This window comes from Halomonas sp. LES1 (assembly GCF_031846005.1).
Taxonomy (GTDB): Bacteria; Pseudomonadota; Gammaproteobacteria; order Pseudomonadales; family Halomonadaceae; genus Halomonas.
Genome location: NZ_JAVRGC010000009.1, coordinates 27353 through 40669, shown reverse-complemented (window position 1 = coordinate 40669; position 13317 = coordinate 27353). Strand labels below are relative to the sequence as shown.

Genomic DNA, 13317 nt, shown 5'->3' with positions numbered 1-13317 from the left:
ACGCAAGACGGCGCCCTCAGGGGCGCCGTCTTGCGTTCGTCACTCGCGATAGTGGCATCACGCTCGTAGGGCTTGTCGCCAGATCAGCCCCGACAGCCAGGCTATCCGTCGCCTCGGGCGTCACACGGCAGAGACTGCCCTATCGGCCACTGGCCTCGGCACCTCGGAGATCTCTTCGAGAGTCGCCTCGATCCACGCCTCCACCTCGAGCAGGACCTCCTCCGGGCTACGCCCCTCGGTGGCGATGGGAGCCCCCACCACCAGCGACAGCCGGCCCGGGTTCTTTACCCAGTGGCGCCCTGGCCAGCGCTCGCCGGCATTGTGGGCCACCGGCACCACCGGTACCCCGGCACGGCAGGCAATCACCGCCCCACTCTTGTTGTAGCGCCTGCGGCTGCCCGGGGCGACCCGGGTGCCCTCGGGAAAGATCAGCACCGACAGTCCCTCTCCCAGGCGCTGCTTGCCCTGGGTGAGCACCTGCTTGATGGCCCGCGAGGGCCGCGAGCGGTCCAGGGCGATGGGGTGCAGCAGGCGCAGCCCCCAGCCGAAGATCGGCAGATTCAGCAGCTCCTTCTTGAGCACCGTGCACACCGGCGGATGCAGCAGCTGTAGATAGACGGTCTCCCACTCGGACTGATGATTGGCAAGGATCACACAGGGGCCATCGGGCAGGTTCTCACGACCACGAAAGTCGTAGCGTACCCCCACGACCAGCCGGAACCAGCTGATGATGAAGTGGTTGTAGAGGTTGAGCAGACGATAGCGAGAGCCCAGCGGCAGGAAGGGCGCCGGCGGCAGAAACAGCACGCCACACACCAGCATGGCGATGAAGTAGCCCAGGTAGAAGATCAGGCTGCGCAGCACGTTCACGATGTGCTCTCCTCCTTGCTGCACGCCGGCGCATTGGCCAGACACCAGGCATCGAGCATATTGCTCAACTCCAGGCGCCAGGGCTTCTGATGCACACCGAAGACCTCCAGCACGCGTCGGCAGTTGAGCACACGGCGCAGTGGATGGTCGTGATGATGATGCAGGGCGCGCAGAGGGCCCAGCTCTCGCTTCTCACCGCGCCCCTCGAGTCGGGTGGCCAGCTGGGTGCGCACCACCGAGACAAAGGTATAGATACTGACCGGCTCGGTACCCGCCAGATGATAGCTACCCCAGGCGCCGGCCCCGCACTGCTGCTGCTGCAGCATGCCGATCAGCGCCATGGCCACCGCATCGGCCGAGGTGGGGCAGCAGGTCACATCGACCTCACCGCGCACCTCACCGCCAACGATCAGTGTATCGATCAACTCGTTGAGCCAGGCGTGGCTGCCCTCCAGCGCGAACAGCGGCCCCAGCCGCACGATCAGATGGTGAGGGTGCTCGGCTCGGATGCGATCACCGGTAACGACCAGGCGTCGCAGGCTCTCGTCTCGCGGGCGTGGAATGACATGTTCGTCGATGGGCTCGGCGAAGCCATCCTCGTAGAGCTGGTCGGAGACACACCACACCAGCGGAATATCCGCCTCTCGACACAGCTCCATGCAACGCTCCACCGTCTCGGCGTGCGCCGTCACCTCCGCCGGGGCGGCGATGATCGGCCTCGACAGCGGCGGAATCACCAGGGCGTCCGGCGCCACCTCCGCCAGCCAGTCGGGGTCCGGCGTCAGGCTCTCCTCGATGATCAGCTCGGTATCCGAGCGGCGATTGGCCTCCCGAGCCAGGGCCAGACTCAGACAGTGTCCGGCATCCAGTACCAGCAGCTTCACTCGCGCACCTCTCTCGCCATGGCGTCAGCGGATCGACGTATCAGAAGGGGATCTCGTCATCGAAGTCGTCGAAGCTGCCCGGGTCGGGCGCCCCGAAGTTGCCACCCTGCTGCTGACCGCCACCCGGCTGGCCACCCTGGGCGGGACGCTGGGGAGGCTGCTGCGGGGGACGCTGGGGCGCTCCACCGCCGAAGCCTCCGCCCTGCTGGGGAGCACCACCCTGCTGAGGCTGGTTACCATAGCCGCCCTGCTGGGGTTGACCGCCATAACCGCCCTGCTGGGGCTGGCCACCACCATAGCTACCCTGCTGCTGGGCACCGCCGAAGCCGCCCCCCTGGAAGTCTCCACCGCCGGCGCGGCCGTCGAGCATCTGCATGTCATTGACCACGATCTCGGTGGTATAGCGATCCTGGCCATCCTGGCCCTGCCACTTGCGGGTCTGCAGGCGTCCCTCGACATAGATCTTGCTGCCTTTCTTGAGGTACTGCTGGGCGATCTCGGCGGTCTTGTTGAACATCACCAGACGGTGCCACTCGGTACGCTCCTGGCGCTGGCCACTCTGGCGATCCATCCAGGTATCGGTGGTCGCCAGGTTGACATTGGCAACGGCGGTACCGGAGGGGGTGAAGCGAACCTCGGGGTCCTGCCCCAGATTGCCGATGAGGATGACCTTGTTGATGCCACGGGCCATGAGGGACTCCTTGTTTTCAAAAAAGTTTTCAGAAACGTTGTCAGAAAGAGGTACAGGAAAGTGTTGTCAGGAAAGAGATGCCATCAATGCACGGTTTCGCGGGCCGGGGTCGCCACCTGGCGTGTCATGCCGGCCGGCGTGGATAAGGGCGCCGTCAGGCACGCTCCCTTCCCGGGTCGATCAGTCTGGCCAGCGCCTCCTCGTCGAGGCGCTGACGATCCAACTTGAGATAGGCCAGGCGCTCCTCGGGGACGACCAGCACATCCTCGACGCCGGCCACCTCGGCAAACTTCGCCATCAGAGTCTCCAGGGCATCATCGCCGTGATCACCATCGAGTGCCACCACTTCGCTGACCAGATGCGGTGGCTGGCGCATGCCCACCATGACCGCGAGCCAGACCGCGGCCAACGCGGCTGCCCCCAGGAAGACCGCCGACAGTCCCCACTGCTGGGCCAGGGCGCCCCCCAGCACGCCACCCAGGAAGGCCCCCAGAAACTGGCTGGTCGAGTAGACCCCCATCGCGGTGCCCTTGGCCCCGGCCGGTGCCAGCTTGCTGATCATCGATGGCAGCGTGGCCTCGAGCAGGTTGAAGCCGATGAAATAGGCCAGCAGCCAGGCCAGCAACCCCCAGAGACCGGCGCCGCCCCAGGCCATGCCCAGCAGGCTGACCAGCATCGCCGAGATGGCCAGCAGGCACATCGCCTTCATGCGTCGACGCTTCTCGGCCACCACGACCAGTGGCACCATGCCGACGAAGGCCAGCAGCATCACGCCCAGATAGGCCAGCCCGTGGCGCTCCGAGGGAAGCCCCGCCTCGATCAGCCGGAAGGGTACCGCAACGAAGATCGCCATCAGCACCAGGTGCAGGGCGAAGATGGAGACATCCAGGCGCAGCAGGTCGAGCCGCCTCAGGGTGCGCCCCAGCTGGGCGCGGTCGATGCCCACATCGCGATGACGCAACCGGCGCGGCGCGGGCGGCACCAGTCGCCACAGCACCGGTAGCCCCATGGCAGCCAGGAGGGCGTTGAACCAGAACACTCCCGAAAGGCCGAAGCTGGCGGCCACCAGCGGCCCCAGCACCATGGCCACGGCGAAGGCCACTCCGATGGAGAGGCCGATGGTGGCCATCGCCGCGGTGCGCACCTGCTCGCGTGTCTGGTCGGCCAGCAGCGCCATGATCGCCGCGGCCACCGCACCGCTGCCCTGCAGGCAGCGCCCCAGGATGACGCCGCCGATGGTGTCGGCGGCGGCGGCCACCACGCTACCCAGCACAAACAGCACCAGGCCGGCGGCGATCACCGGCTTGCGCCCAAGACGATCGGAGAGCAGCCCGAAGGGGATCTGCAGTGCCGCCTGGGTCAGGCCGTAGATGCCCAGCGCCAGCCCCACCAGCAGCGGCGTGGCGCCGGCCAGGTCATCGGCATACAGCGCGAGAACCGGCAGCACCATGAACAGACCCAGCATACGAGTGGCGTAGAGACCGGCCAGGCCGGTGATGGCGCGCCGTTCGGCGGGGAGCAGCAGCCCTGAGACCTTGCGCATAGGCGTAGCGTATCTTCCCTGGAGGGGGCGTCATGCGCCCAGGAGTTGACCGTCTATTCTAGCGGTTTGCCACCTGCCGGGGAAAGTCGACATCCAACCCGCTTTGCCGCCGCCGGGAGCCGGCCCGTATAATCGGCCTTTTGCCGCGCTCTTTTGCCGCGCTCATGAGGTGGGAATGGACAGGATTCTGGTCAGGGGTGCCCGCACCCACAACCTGAAGAATATCGACGTCGAGCTGCCCCGCGACAAGCTGATCGTGGTCACCGGCCTATCCGGCTCGGGCAAGTCCTCGCTGGCCTTCGATACGCTCTATGCCGAGGGGCAGCGGCGCTACGTGGAGTCGCTCTCCACCTATGCCCGCCAGTTCCTGTCGATGATGGAGAAGCCCGACGTCGATCATATCGAGGGGCTGTCGCCGGCGATCTCCATCGAACAGAAGTCCACCTCCCATAACCCGCGCTCAACCGTGGGCACCATCACCGAGATCTACGACTACCTGCGCCTGCTGTTCGCGCGGGCCGGCACCCCACGCTGCCCGGAACACGGCGAGGACCTGGAGGCCCAGACCGTCTCGCAGATGGTCGATCAGGTGCTGGCACTGCCCGAGGGCAGCAAGCTGATGCTGCTGGCCCCGGTGGTCAAGGGGCGCAAGGGCGAGCACCTGCAGCTGCTCGCCGAGCTGCGCGCTCAGGGCTTCGTGCGCGCGATGGTCGACGGCCAGGTCCTGGAGCTCGACGATATCGCCCCGCTGGAGAAGACCCGCAAGCACGATATCAGCGTGGTGGTGGACCGCATCAAGGTTCGCGACGGCCTGCAGCAGCGCCTGGCGGAGTCCTTCGAGACCGCCCTCGGCCTGGCGGACGGCGTCGCCATGGTCCACTTCATGGATGGCGAGCGGGAGGATATCGCCTTCTCGGCACGCTTCGCCTGTCCGGTGTGCGGCTACTCGATCGCCGAGCTCGAGCCGCGCATGTTCTCCTTCAACAACCCCGCCGGCGCCTGCTCGACCTGCGATGGCCTGGGGGTGCAGCAGGTCTTCGATCCCGACAAGCTGATCAGCCACCCGGAACTGTCATTGGCCGAGGGCGTGATCAAGGGCTGGGACCGGCGCAGCGTCTTCTACTTCAATCAGCTCCAGGCGGTGGCCGATCACTACCGCTTCACCCTGGAGACCCCCTGGCAGGAGCTGGCACGCCACGAGCGCGAGGTGATTCTCTACGGCAGCGGTCACGACGATATCGCCTTCCACTATGTCAATGATCGTGGCCGCAAGGTGAGTCGCGAACACCCCTTCGAGGGGGTGCTGCCCAACCTGCAGCGCCGCTACCGTGAGACCGAGTCGAACATGGTGCGCGAGGAGCTGGCACGCTATATCGCGCTCCAGCCCTGCCCGGGCTGCGACGGGTCGCGACTGCGCAAGGAGTCGCGCCATGTCTTTATCGACGAGCGCTCCCTGCCCGACATGGTGCGCCTGCCCATCGGCGAGGCCTGGCACTACTTCCAGGAGCTCGAGCTGCCGGGCCGGCGCGGTGAGATCGCCACCAAGATCATCAACGAGATCCATGCCCGCCTGGAGTTCCTGGTCAACGTCGGTCTCGACTACCTCAATCTGGAGCGCAGCGCCGAGACCCTCTCCGGCGGCGAGGCCCAGCGTATCCGCCTGGCCAGCCAGATCGGCGCCGGCCTGGTGGGAGTGATGTATATCCTCGATGAGCCCTCCATCGGCCTGCACCAGCGTGACAACGACCGGCTGCTGCAGACCCTCGAGCGGCTGCGCGACCTGGGCAACACCGTGATCGTGGTGGAGCACGACGAGGATGCCATCCGTGCCGCCGACCATGTGCTCGACATCGGCCCCGGAGCCGGCGTTCACGGCGGCCGGATCATCGCCCAGGGCACCCCCGAGGAGGTGACCGCGACCGCCGATTCGCTCACCGGCCAGTATCTGGCCGGCACCCGGCGCATCGAGGTCCCGCCCTGGCGCATCCCCGGCAACCCGGAGAAGGTACTGCGCCTCTCAGGCGCCCGCGGCAACAACCTTCAGGATGTCACCCTGGAGCTGCCGCTGGGCCTGTTCGTGTGCGTCACCGGCGTCTCCGGCTCCGGCAAGTCGACGCTGATCAACTCGACCCTGATGCCCATCGCCGCCCGCGAGCTCAACCACGCCACCAGCCTGACGCCCTCGGCCCACGATGAGATCGAGGGGCTCGATCATCTCGACAAGGTGATCGATATCGATCAGAGCCCCATCGGGCGTACCCCGCGCTCCAACCCGGCCACCTACACCGGGATCTTCACGCCGATCCGCGAACTCTTCGCCGGCACCCAGGAGGCGCGCTCGCGGGGCTACAAGCCCGGCCGCTTCTCCTTCAACGTCAAGGGGGGGCGCTGCGAGGCGTGCCAGGGCGAGGGCATGATCAAGGTCGAGATGCACTTCCTGCCCGATATCTATGTGCCCTGCGATGTCTGCAAGGGCAAGCGCTACAACCGCGAGACCCTGGAGATCGAGTACAAGGGCAAGAGCATCGACGAGGTGCTGGGGATGACGGTGGAGGAGGCCCTGGAGTTCTTCAGCCCCGTGCCGGCCATCGCCCGCCGCCTGCAGACCCTGCTCGATGTGGGCCTCTCCTATATCCGCCTGGGCCAGAGCGCCACCACCCTCTCCGGCGGCGAGGCCCAGCGGGTCAAGCTCGCCCGGGAGCTGGCCAAACGCGACACCGGCAAGACGCTGTATATCCTCGATGAGCCCACCACCGGCCTGCACTTCGAGGATATCCGCCAGCTTCTCGGCGTGCTCCATCGCCTGCGCGACCACGGCAACACCATCGTGGTCATCGAGCACAATCTGGACGTGATCAAGACCGCCGACTGGCTGATCGACCTGGGTCCCGAGGGCGGCTCCGGCGGCGGACGCATCATCGCCGAGGGCACCCCGGAGCAGGTGGCCCGCAGCGAGGTCTCCCACACCGGACGCTTCCTCAAGCCGCTGCTGGAGCGGGCCAGGAGCAACAAGACGGCATCCGAGACCCCTGCCTGATAGCGAGCCGGGCGCGCCCAAACGGTCAAGTACAGAGCACGGTGAAAAGAGAAACCCCGCCGACCAGAGAGTCTGCGGGGTTTCTTCTTGCCTTACGCCATCCACCACACCCGCTGCCCGACCCAAGCAGCTTGGCGCTTGTAGCTCGACGCTCGGCACTCAAAGAAAAAAACCGGCCCCTTGCGGGAGCCGGTTTTTCTTTACAGCGTATGCCTGGCCCAGGGGCCCGAGGATCACTCCTCGTCGGCATCCTCGACGACCGGGCGGTCGACGAGCTCGACGAAGGCCATGGGGGCGTTGTCGCCGGTGCGGAAGCCGCACTTGAGGATACGGACGTAACCGCCCGGACGCTCGGCGTAACGCGGACCCAGCTCATTGAAGAGCTTGCCGACCGCTTCCTTGGAGCGGGTGCGGCTGAAGGCCAGACGACGATTGGCGACGCTGTCCTGCTTGGCCAGAGTGATCAGCGGCTCGATGACGCGACGCAGCTCCTTGGCCTTGGGCAGGGTTGTCTTGATGACCTCGTGCTCGATCAGCGACACGCTCATGTTCTTGAACATGGCCTGGCGATGCGAGCTGTTACGGTTCAACTGGCGACCGCTTTTACGATGACGCATGGTTGTGATTCCTTACCAAACTGGGACTCGAGTCGGCGCTCACGCGGAGGCCTTGTCGTCCTTCAGGCTTGCCGGCGGCCAGTTTTCCAGCCGCATGCCCAGGGAAAGACCGCGTGCTGCCAGCACGTCCTTGATCTCGTTCAGGGACTTCTTGCCGAGGTTCGGCGTCTTGAGCAGCTCCACCTCGGTGCGCTGGATCAGATCGCCGATGTAGTAGATATTCTCGGCCTTCAGGCAGTTGGCGCTGCGAACGGTCAACTCGAGATCGTCTACGGGGCGCAGCAGGATCGGATCGATATGATCCTCTTCCTCCTCCACTTCCTGTTCCTTGTCGGCTTCCAGATCGACGAACGCGGCCAGCTGATCCTGCAGGATGGTCGCGCTGCGACGGATCGCCTCTTCGGGATCCAGGGTGCCGTCGGTTTCCAGGTCGATGATCAGCTTGTCGAGGTCGGTGCGCTGTTCGACACGCGCGGCCTCGACGCTGTAGGAAACACGACGGACGGGGCTGTAGGTCGCATCCAGCTGCAGGCGGCCGATGGCGCGAGACTCGTCATCTGCACCGACACGTGCATCCGCCGGCTCATAGCCGCGGCCGCGCGCCACCTTGAGCTGCATCTTCAGCTCGGCGCCCTCGTTGACGTGGGCGATGACGTGGTCGGGATTGATGATCTCGACGTCATGGTCGAGGGCGATATCGCCCGCAGTCACGACGGCCGGGCCCTGCTTGTTCAGCGAGAGCACCGCCTCGTCGCGGCTATGCATCTTGATCGCCACGTCCTTGAGGTTCAGGAGGATCTCGATGACATCTTCCTGGACGCCCTCGATCGCGCTGTACTCATGCTCGACGCCGCCGATCTCGGCCTCTACCACGGCACAGCCGGGCATGGACGAGAGCAGGATGCGACGCAAGGCGTTGCCCAGCGTGTGGCCGAAGCCACGCTCGAAGGGCTCGAGCACGATCTTCGCGTGGTGTGCACTGATCTCTTCGACCTTGATGTCGCGCGGGCGAAGAAACTCTGTCACTGAACGCTGCATATGAACACCTTTCAGGCTGCCAAACGGATACTGGGTACTCTTGGCCTGCCCTCGTTACCGAGAGCAGGCACGGCGCTTGGCACCGCTTACTTGGAGTACAGCTCGACGATCAGGGCCTCGTTGATGTCGGCAGTCAGGTCGCCACGCTCGGGCAGCGCCTTGAAAGTGCCTTCCATCTTCTTGGCATCGACCTCGATCCAGGCCACGTCGCCGCGGTTGGCGGCCAGGGCCAGGGCGTTCTGGATGCGCGCCTGATTCTTCGCCTTCTCGCGAACGGAGACCACATCGCCGGGCTTGACCTGATAGGAAGCCACGTTGACGGTCTTGCCATTCACGGCGATGGCCTTGTGGCTGACCAGCTGCCGAGCCTCGGAGCGGGTCGAGCCGTAGCCCATGCGGTAGACGACGTTGTCCAGTCGGGATTCGAGAAGCTGCAGCAACACTTCGCCGGTCGCGCCCTTGAGACGGGCCGCTTCCTTGTAGTAGTTGCGGAACTGCTTCTCGAGTACGCCATACATGCGACGTACTTTCTGCTTCTCGCGAAGCTGCAAGCCGTATTCGGAAATACGCTGACGGCGCTGGCCGTGCACACCCGGAATCTGCTCGGATTTGCACTTCTTCTCGAAGGGAGTGACACCGCTCTTCAGAAAGAGGTCGGTCCCCTCACGACGAGACAGTTTGCACTTCGGTCCAATGTAACGAGCCATGAATCTGTCTCCTTAAACGCGGCGTTTCTTCGGCGGACGGCAGCCATTGTGGGGAATGGGCGTCGCGTCAATGATGCTCTGCACGCGGAAGCCGGCGGCGTTGAGTGCGCGCACGGCGGATTCACGGCCAGGACCGGGGCCCTTGACCAGCACGTCGACGTTTTTCACACCATACTCGGCTGCAGCGGTCGCTGCACGCTCGCTTGCCACTTGAGCAGCGAACGGGGTGCTCTTGCGAGAACCACGAAAACCCGAACCACCGGCAGTTGCCCAGGAAAGGGCATTGCCCTGGCGGTCTGTGATCGTAATGATCGTGTTGTTAAAAGAGGCGTGGATATGCGCGACGGCATCCACCACCTGCTTTTTAACCTTCTTGCGATTGCTACGCGGGTTAGCCATGTTGATGATTCTTCCTGTCTTTACGCCAGAACGTGCGTGTTATTTGCGGATCGGCTTACGCGGGCCCTTGCGGGTACGCGCATTGGTCTTGGTACGCTGACCACGCAGCGGAAGACCACGACGATGACGCAGACCACGGTAGCAACCCAGGTCCATGAGACGCTTGATATTCAGCGTCACATCACGACGAAGGTCACCTTCAACGGTATACTTGCCGACTTCGGAACGCAGGGTGTCGATCTCTTCAGATGACAGTTCCTGGATCTTGGTGGTCGGCGCGATGCCGGACGCGGCACAGATATCCTGTGCACGAGTGCGGCCAATCCCGAAGATATAGGTCAGCGAGATCGCCGCATGCTTGTTGTCCGGGATATTGACGCCTGCAATACGGGCCATCAGCTTACTCCGAATATGTGAGCGGCTTGCTCGTTGGGTCTACTACAAAAGGCGCAACAGCATACCCCTTTACCCTGCTCAGGGCAAGGGGGCATGCCGGCACCCGGTTCAGCGCAGTCGCCAGGATCAACCCTGACGCTGCTTGTGCCGCGGCTCCGTGCAGATGACGCGGACGGCGCCATTGCGACGGATGATCTTGCAGTTGCGGCACATTTTCTTCACGGAAGCTCGAACTTTCATCGTTCCATCTCCAAAGTCGGCTAGCGAGGCGGCCCTTGCGGGCCGCAACGCGCCAGTTCGACGAACGGCGCCTCAGCGCATGATGCCGCCGCCGCCGTAGCCTTTCAGGTTGGACTTCTTCATCACCGACTCGTACTGGTGCGACATGAGGTGCGACTGCACCTGACCCATGAAGTCCATGATGACCACCACCACGATCAGCAGCGAGGTACCGCCAAAGAAGAACGGCACGTTCCACGCCACGATCAGGAACTGGGGCATCAGGGAAACCGCAGTGATGTACAAGGCGCCAAACAGGGTCAGACGAGTCATGACCTTGTCGACGTAGCGAGCCGTCTGCTCGCCAGGGCGAATCCCCGGCAGGAAGGCACCCGACTTCTTGAGGTTGTCGGCGACGTCCTTGGGATTGAAGACCAGCGCTGTGTAAAAGAAGCAGAAGAATACCACCGCAGCGGCAAAAAGCAAGATGTACAGCGGCTGACCCGGGCCGAGGGCCTGGGACGCACGCTGCAGCCAGTCGAGACCGTCACCGGCACCGACCCACTGCCCCAGCGAGGCCGGGAACAGCAGGATGCTGGAGGCAAAGATCGGCGGAATGACGCCCGCCATGTTCACCTTCAACGGCAGATAGCTGCTCTGACCAGCATACATCTTGTTGCCGACCTGACGACGCGGGTAGTTCACGGTGATGCGGCGCTGACCGCGCTCGATGAACACCACGAAGGCCACGGTAGCAACGCCCAGGGCAGTGAGTGCCAGCAGCGGCAGGACGTTCCACGCCCCTTCGTTGCGAGCCAGCTCGAAGGCCTGACCGACGGCGCCGGGCAGGCCCGCCACGATACCGGCGAAGATTAGCAGCGAGATGCCGTTGCCGATCCCCTTCTCGGTGATCTGTTCACCCAGCCACATCAGGAATACCGCACCACCCACGAACGTGACGATGGCGGTGAAGTAGAAGCTGAAGTCGGCAGTATAGGCGATGCCCTGGCTGGCCAGCCCCACCGACATGCCGGTGGCCTGTACCAGTGCCAGGGCAACGGTACCGTAGCGGGTGTACTGGCTGATCTTGCGCCGCCCGGCCTCGCCTTCCTTCTTGAGCTGCTCAAGATGGGGCGAGACCGCGGTCAGCAGCTGCATGATAATCGACGCCGAGATATAGGGCATGATGCCCAGGGCGAAGATGCTCATGCGCTCCAGGGCGCCACCCGAGAACATGTTGAACATGCCAAGGATGGTACCCTGCTGCTCCCTGAACAAGGCAGCAAGCTGGTCAGGATTCATACCGGGCACGGGGATGTGGGCACCGATGCGGTACACCACGATGGCGAGGAGCACGAAGCGCAGACGCGCCCACAGTTCACCTAGACCGCTGCCCATCGCCGGCATTTTTCCTGACTTCGCCATTTAGTCCTCTACCTTGCCACCGGCGGCTTCGATCGCGGCACGGGCACCCTTGGTGACCTTGAGACCGCGAACCGTAACCGCCTTGTTCAGATCGCCGGAGAGGATCACCTTCGCGTGCAGCGTGGCGTCCTTCAGCACGTTGGCCTGCTTGAGGGTCTCGAGGGTGACTTCGTCACCGGCGACCTTGGCCAGCTCGGCCAGGCGCACTTCCTCGGAAACCAGCGACTTCGCGGAGGTGAAGCCGAACTTCGGCAGACGCCGCTGGAGCGGCATCTGACCGCCCTCGAAGCCGGGCTTGACGCTACCGCCGCTGCGCGACTTGAGGCCCTTGTGGCCACGGCCGCCGGTCTTGCCCAGACCGGAGCCGATGCCACGACCGACACGCTTTTCGGCGTGCTTGGAACCCGGTGCCGGGCTCAGGCTATTGAGTTTCATGGATTACTCTCCCTCAACGCGCACAAGGTAGTTAACCTTGTGAATCATGCCGCGTACGGCGGGGGTATCTTCCAGTTCGACCGTGTGACCGATGCGGCGCAGGCCGAGGCCCTGAATGGTGGCCTTGTGCTTGGCCAGCACGCCGATGGTGCTGCGGGTCTGGGTAACCTTGATCGTTGCTGCCATGGTGCTCACCCCGTGATCGCTTCGACAGGCATACCGCGCTTGGCGGCGATGTCTTCCGGCGACTGAATGGCGCTCAGGCCCTTGACGGTCGCCCGTACCACGTTCACCGGGTTGGTGGAGCCGTAGCACTTGGCCAGGACGTCATGGACGCCGGCCAGCTCCAGCACGGAGCGCATGGCACCGCCGGCGATAACGCCGGTACCCTCGGAGGCGGGCTGCATGTACACCTTGGAGGCACCGTGACGGGCCTTGATCGGGTACTGCAGGGTGCCGCCGGAGAGGTGCACCTTGACCATGTTGCGACGCGCCTGGTCCATCGCCTTCTGGATAGCGACCGGCACTTCACGTGCCTTGCCGCGACCGAAGCCGACACGACCCTTGCCGTCGCCCACGACGGTCAGAGCGGTGAAACCGAAGACACGGCCACCCTTGACCACCTTGGCAACACGGTTGACCTGTACCAGCTTCTCCTGGAGGTCGCCGCTTTGCTGTTCGTTCTTCGCCATCGTAAAACCCTTTAGAATTCCAGGCCGCCTTCACGAGCGGCGTCGGCCAGGGCCTTGACGCGGCCGTGGTACTTGAAACCGGCGCGGTCGAAGGCTACCTGGGTGATGCCCGCTTGCTTGGCGCGCTCGGCAATCAGTTCGCCAACCTTGGCGGCGGCGTCAGCGTTGCCGGTAGCACCCTCACGCAGGACCTTGTCCAGCGTAGAGGCGCTGGCCAGCACCTTGCCACCATCCGGCGAGATAATCTGCGCGTAGATGTGACGCGGGGTACGGTTGACGCACAGGCGATACACGCCCAGCTCGCGGATCTTGGCGCGAGCGCGGCGGGCACGACGGAGACGAGATTCTTTCTTCGCGTTCATAA

General features: G+C 64.4%; 16 protein-coding genes. 1 reads left to right on the top strand and 15 read right to left on the bottom strand.

Annotation, left to right across the window (positions count from 1 at the left end; genetic code table 11):
- Nucleotides 1-120: 120 nt before the first annotated feature.
- The 4 genes from RM463_RS15890 to RM463_RS15875 form a co-directional block, all read right to left on the bottom strand.
- Complete coding sequence (locus RM463_RS15890) at nucleotides 121-873, bottom strand: lysophospholipid acyltransferase family protein (protein WP_311430644.1); 753 nt, start codon at nucleotides 871-873, stop codon at nucleotides 121-123.
- Nucleotides 867-1754, bottom strand: a complete 888-nt coding sequence (locus RM463_RS15885) for a sugar nucleotide-binding protein (RefSeq protein WP_311430557.1) — start codon at nucleotides 1752-1754, stop codon at nucleotides 867-869. The genes RM463_RS15890 and RM463_RS15885 overlap by 7 nt, the downstream gene beginning before the upstream one ends.
- Nucleotides 1755-1794: 40 nt before the next feature.
- On the bottom strand, nucleotides 1795-2445 hold the full coding sequence (gene ssb / locus RM463_RS15880; RefSeq protein WP_311430556.1) for a single-stranded DNA-binding protein: 651 nt from the start codon (nucleotides 2443-2445) through the stop codon (nucleotides 1795-1797).
- A 154-nt stretch (nucleotides 2446-2599) separates the two neighbouring features.
- A complete protein-coding gene (locus RM463_RS15875) occupies nucleotides 2600-3988 on the bottom strand; it encodes an MFS transporter (protein ID WP_311430555.1) in 1389 nt (462 codons plus the stop codon).
- Between the two features lie 175 nt (nucleotides 3989-4163).
- Here RM463_RS15875 and uvrA point away from each other — a divergent pair, with 175 nt between their 5' ends.
- Nucleotides 4164-7025, top strand: a complete 2862-nt coding sequence (uvrA, locus tag RM463_RS15870; protein ID WP_195689216.1) for an excinuclease ABC subunit UvrA — start codon at nucleotides 4164-4166, stop codon at nucleotides 7023-7025.
- A gap of 233 nt (nucleotides 7026-7258) precedes the next feature.
- Here the strand turns inward: uvrA and rplQ are convergent, their stop codons facing one another.
- From rplQ to rplR, 11 genes are all read right to left on the bottom strand, one after another.
- A complete protein-coding gene (rplQ, locus tag RM463_RS15865) occupies nucleotides 7259-7642 on the bottom strand; it encodes a 50S ribosomal protein L17 (RefSeq protein ID WP_132044123.1) in 384 nt (127 codons plus the stop codon).
- A gap of 39 nt (nucleotides 7643-7681) precedes the next feature.
- Nucleotides 7682-8680 carry a DNA-directed RNA polymerase subunit alpha gene (locus RM463_RS15860; RefSeq protein WP_195689215.1) on the bottom strand — a complete coding sequence of 333 codons (999 nt, stop codon included), beginning with the start codon at nucleotides 8678-8680 and terminating at the stop codon, nucleotides 7682-7684.
- 86 nt (nucleotides 8681-8766) lie between these two features.
- Nucleotides 8767-9387 carry a 30S ribosomal protein S4 gene (gene rpsD / locus RM463_RS15855; protein WP_132044119.1) on the bottom strand — a complete coding sequence of 207 codons (621 nt, stop codon included), beginning with the start codon at nucleotides 9385-9387 and terminating at the stop codon, nucleotides 8767-8769.
- Nucleotides 9388-9399: 12 nt separating this feature from the next.
- Entirely contained in the window at nucleotides 9400-9786 is a 387-nt protein-coding gene (gene rpsK, locus RM463_RS15850) for a 30S ribosomal protein S11 (RefSeq protein ID WP_132044117.1), read from the bottom strand.
- Nucleotides 9787-9825: 39 nt separating this feature from the next.
- Nucleotides 9826-10182, bottom strand: coding sequence for a 30S ribosomal protein S13 (gene rpsM / locus RM463_RS15845; RefSeq protein ID WP_161430190.1), 357 nt, complete (start codon nucleotides 10180-10182; stop codon nucleotides 9826-9828).
- Nucleotides 10183-10308: 126 nt separating this feature from the next.
- Nucleotides 10309-10422: a 50S ribosomal protein L36 gene (gene rpmJ / locus RM463_RS15840; RefSeq protein ID WP_031384759.1), complete on the bottom strand. Its 114-nt coding sequence runs from the start codon at nucleotides 10420-10422 to the stop codon at nucleotides 10309-10311.
- 72 nt (nucleotides 10423-10494) lie between these two features.
- Complete coding sequence (secY, locus tag RM463_RS15835; protein ID WP_132044113.1) at nucleotides 10495-11826, bottom strand: preprotein translocase subunit SecY; 1332 nt, start codon at nucleotides 11824-11826, stop codon at nucleotides 10495-10497.
- The gene (rplO, locus tag RM463_RS15830; protein WP_132044111.1) at nucleotides 11827-12261 is read right to left on the bottom strand and encodes a 50S ribosomal protein L15; all 435 of its coding nucleotides are present in this window, start codon (nucleotides 12259-12261) and stop codon (nucleotides 11827-11829) included.
- A 3-nt stretch (nucleotides 12262-12264) separates the two neighbouring features.
- Nucleotides 12265-12447, bottom strand: coding sequence for a 50S ribosomal protein L30 (rpmD, locus tag RM463_RS15825; RefSeq protein ID WP_132044109.1), 183 nt, complete (start codon nucleotides 12445-12447; stop codon nucleotides 12265-12267).
- A 5-nt stretch (nucleotides 12448-12452) separates the two neighbouring features.
- A complete protein-coding gene (gene rpsE, locus RM463_RS15820; RefSeq protein ID WP_027962365.1) occupies nucleotides 12453-12953 on the bottom strand; it encodes a 30S ribosomal protein S5 in 501 nt (166 codons plus the stop codon).
- Nucleotides 12954-12964: 11 nt separating this feature from the next.
- Nucleotides 12965-13315 (bottom strand): 50S ribosomal protein L18, encoded by a 351-nt coding sequence (gene rplR, locus RM463_RS15815; protein ID WP_027962364.1) that lies wholly within the window; start codon nucleotides 13313-13315, stop codon nucleotides 12965-12967.
- Nucleotides 13316-13317 lie beyond the last annotated feature (2 nt).

Bases quoted from the DNA above. Each gene is read 5' to 3' on its own strand.
- ssb (WP_311430556.1), bottom strand. From the start codon at position 2,445: ATGGCCCGTGGCATCAACAAGGTCATCCTCATCGGCAATCTGGGGCAG.
- RM463_RS15875 (WP_311430555.1), bottom strand. From the start codon at position 3,988: ATGCGCAAGGTCTCAGGGCTGCTGCTCCCCGCCGAACGGCGCGCCATC.
- uvrA (WP_195689216.1), top strand. From the start codon at position 4,164: ATGGACAGGATTCTGGTCAGGGGTGCCCGCACCCACAACCTGAAGAAT.
- rplQ (WP_132044123.1), bottom strand. From the start codon at position 7,642: ATGCGTCATCGTAAAAGCGGTCGCCAGTTGAACCGTAACAGCTCGCAT.
- RM463_RS15860 (WP_195689215.1), bottom strand. From the start codon at position 8,680: ATGCAGCGTTCAGTGACAGAGTTTCTTCGCCCGCGCGACATCAAGGTC.
- rpsD (WP_132044119.1), bottom strand. From the start codon at position 9,387: ATGGCTCGTTACATTGGACCGAAGTGCAAACTGTCTCGTCGTGAGGGG.
- rpsK (WP_132044117.1), bottom strand. From the start codon at position 9,786: ATGGCTAACCCGCGTAGCAATCGCAAGAAGGTTAAAAAGCAGGTGGTG.
- rpsM (WP_161430190.1), bottom strand. From the start codon at position 10,182: ATGGCCCGTATTGCAGGCGTCAATATCCCGGACAACAAGCATGCGGCG.
- rpmJ (WP_031384759.1), bottom strand. From the start codon at position 10,422: ATGAAAGTTCGAGCTTCCGTGAAGAAAATGTGCCGCAACTGCAAGATC.
- secY (WP_132044113.1), bottom strand. From the start codon at position 11,826: ATGGCGAAGTCAGGAAAAATGCCGGCGATGGGCAGCGGTCTAGGTGAA.
- rplO (WP_132044111.1), bottom strand. From the start codon at position 12,261: ATGAAACTCAATAGCCTGAGCCCGGCACCGGGTTCCAAGCACGCCGAA.
- rpmD (WP_132044109.1), bottom strand. From the start codon at position 12,447: ATGGCAGCAACGATCAAGGTTACCCAGACCCGCAGCACCATCGGCGTG.
- rpsE (WP_027962365.1), bottom strand. From the start codon at position 12,953: ATGGCGAAGAACGAACAGCAAAGCGGCGACCTCCAGGAGAAGCTGGTA.
- rplR (WP_027962364.1), bottom strand. From the start codon at position 13,315: ATGAACGCGAAGAAAGAATCTCGTCTCCGTCGTGCCCGCCGCGCTCGC.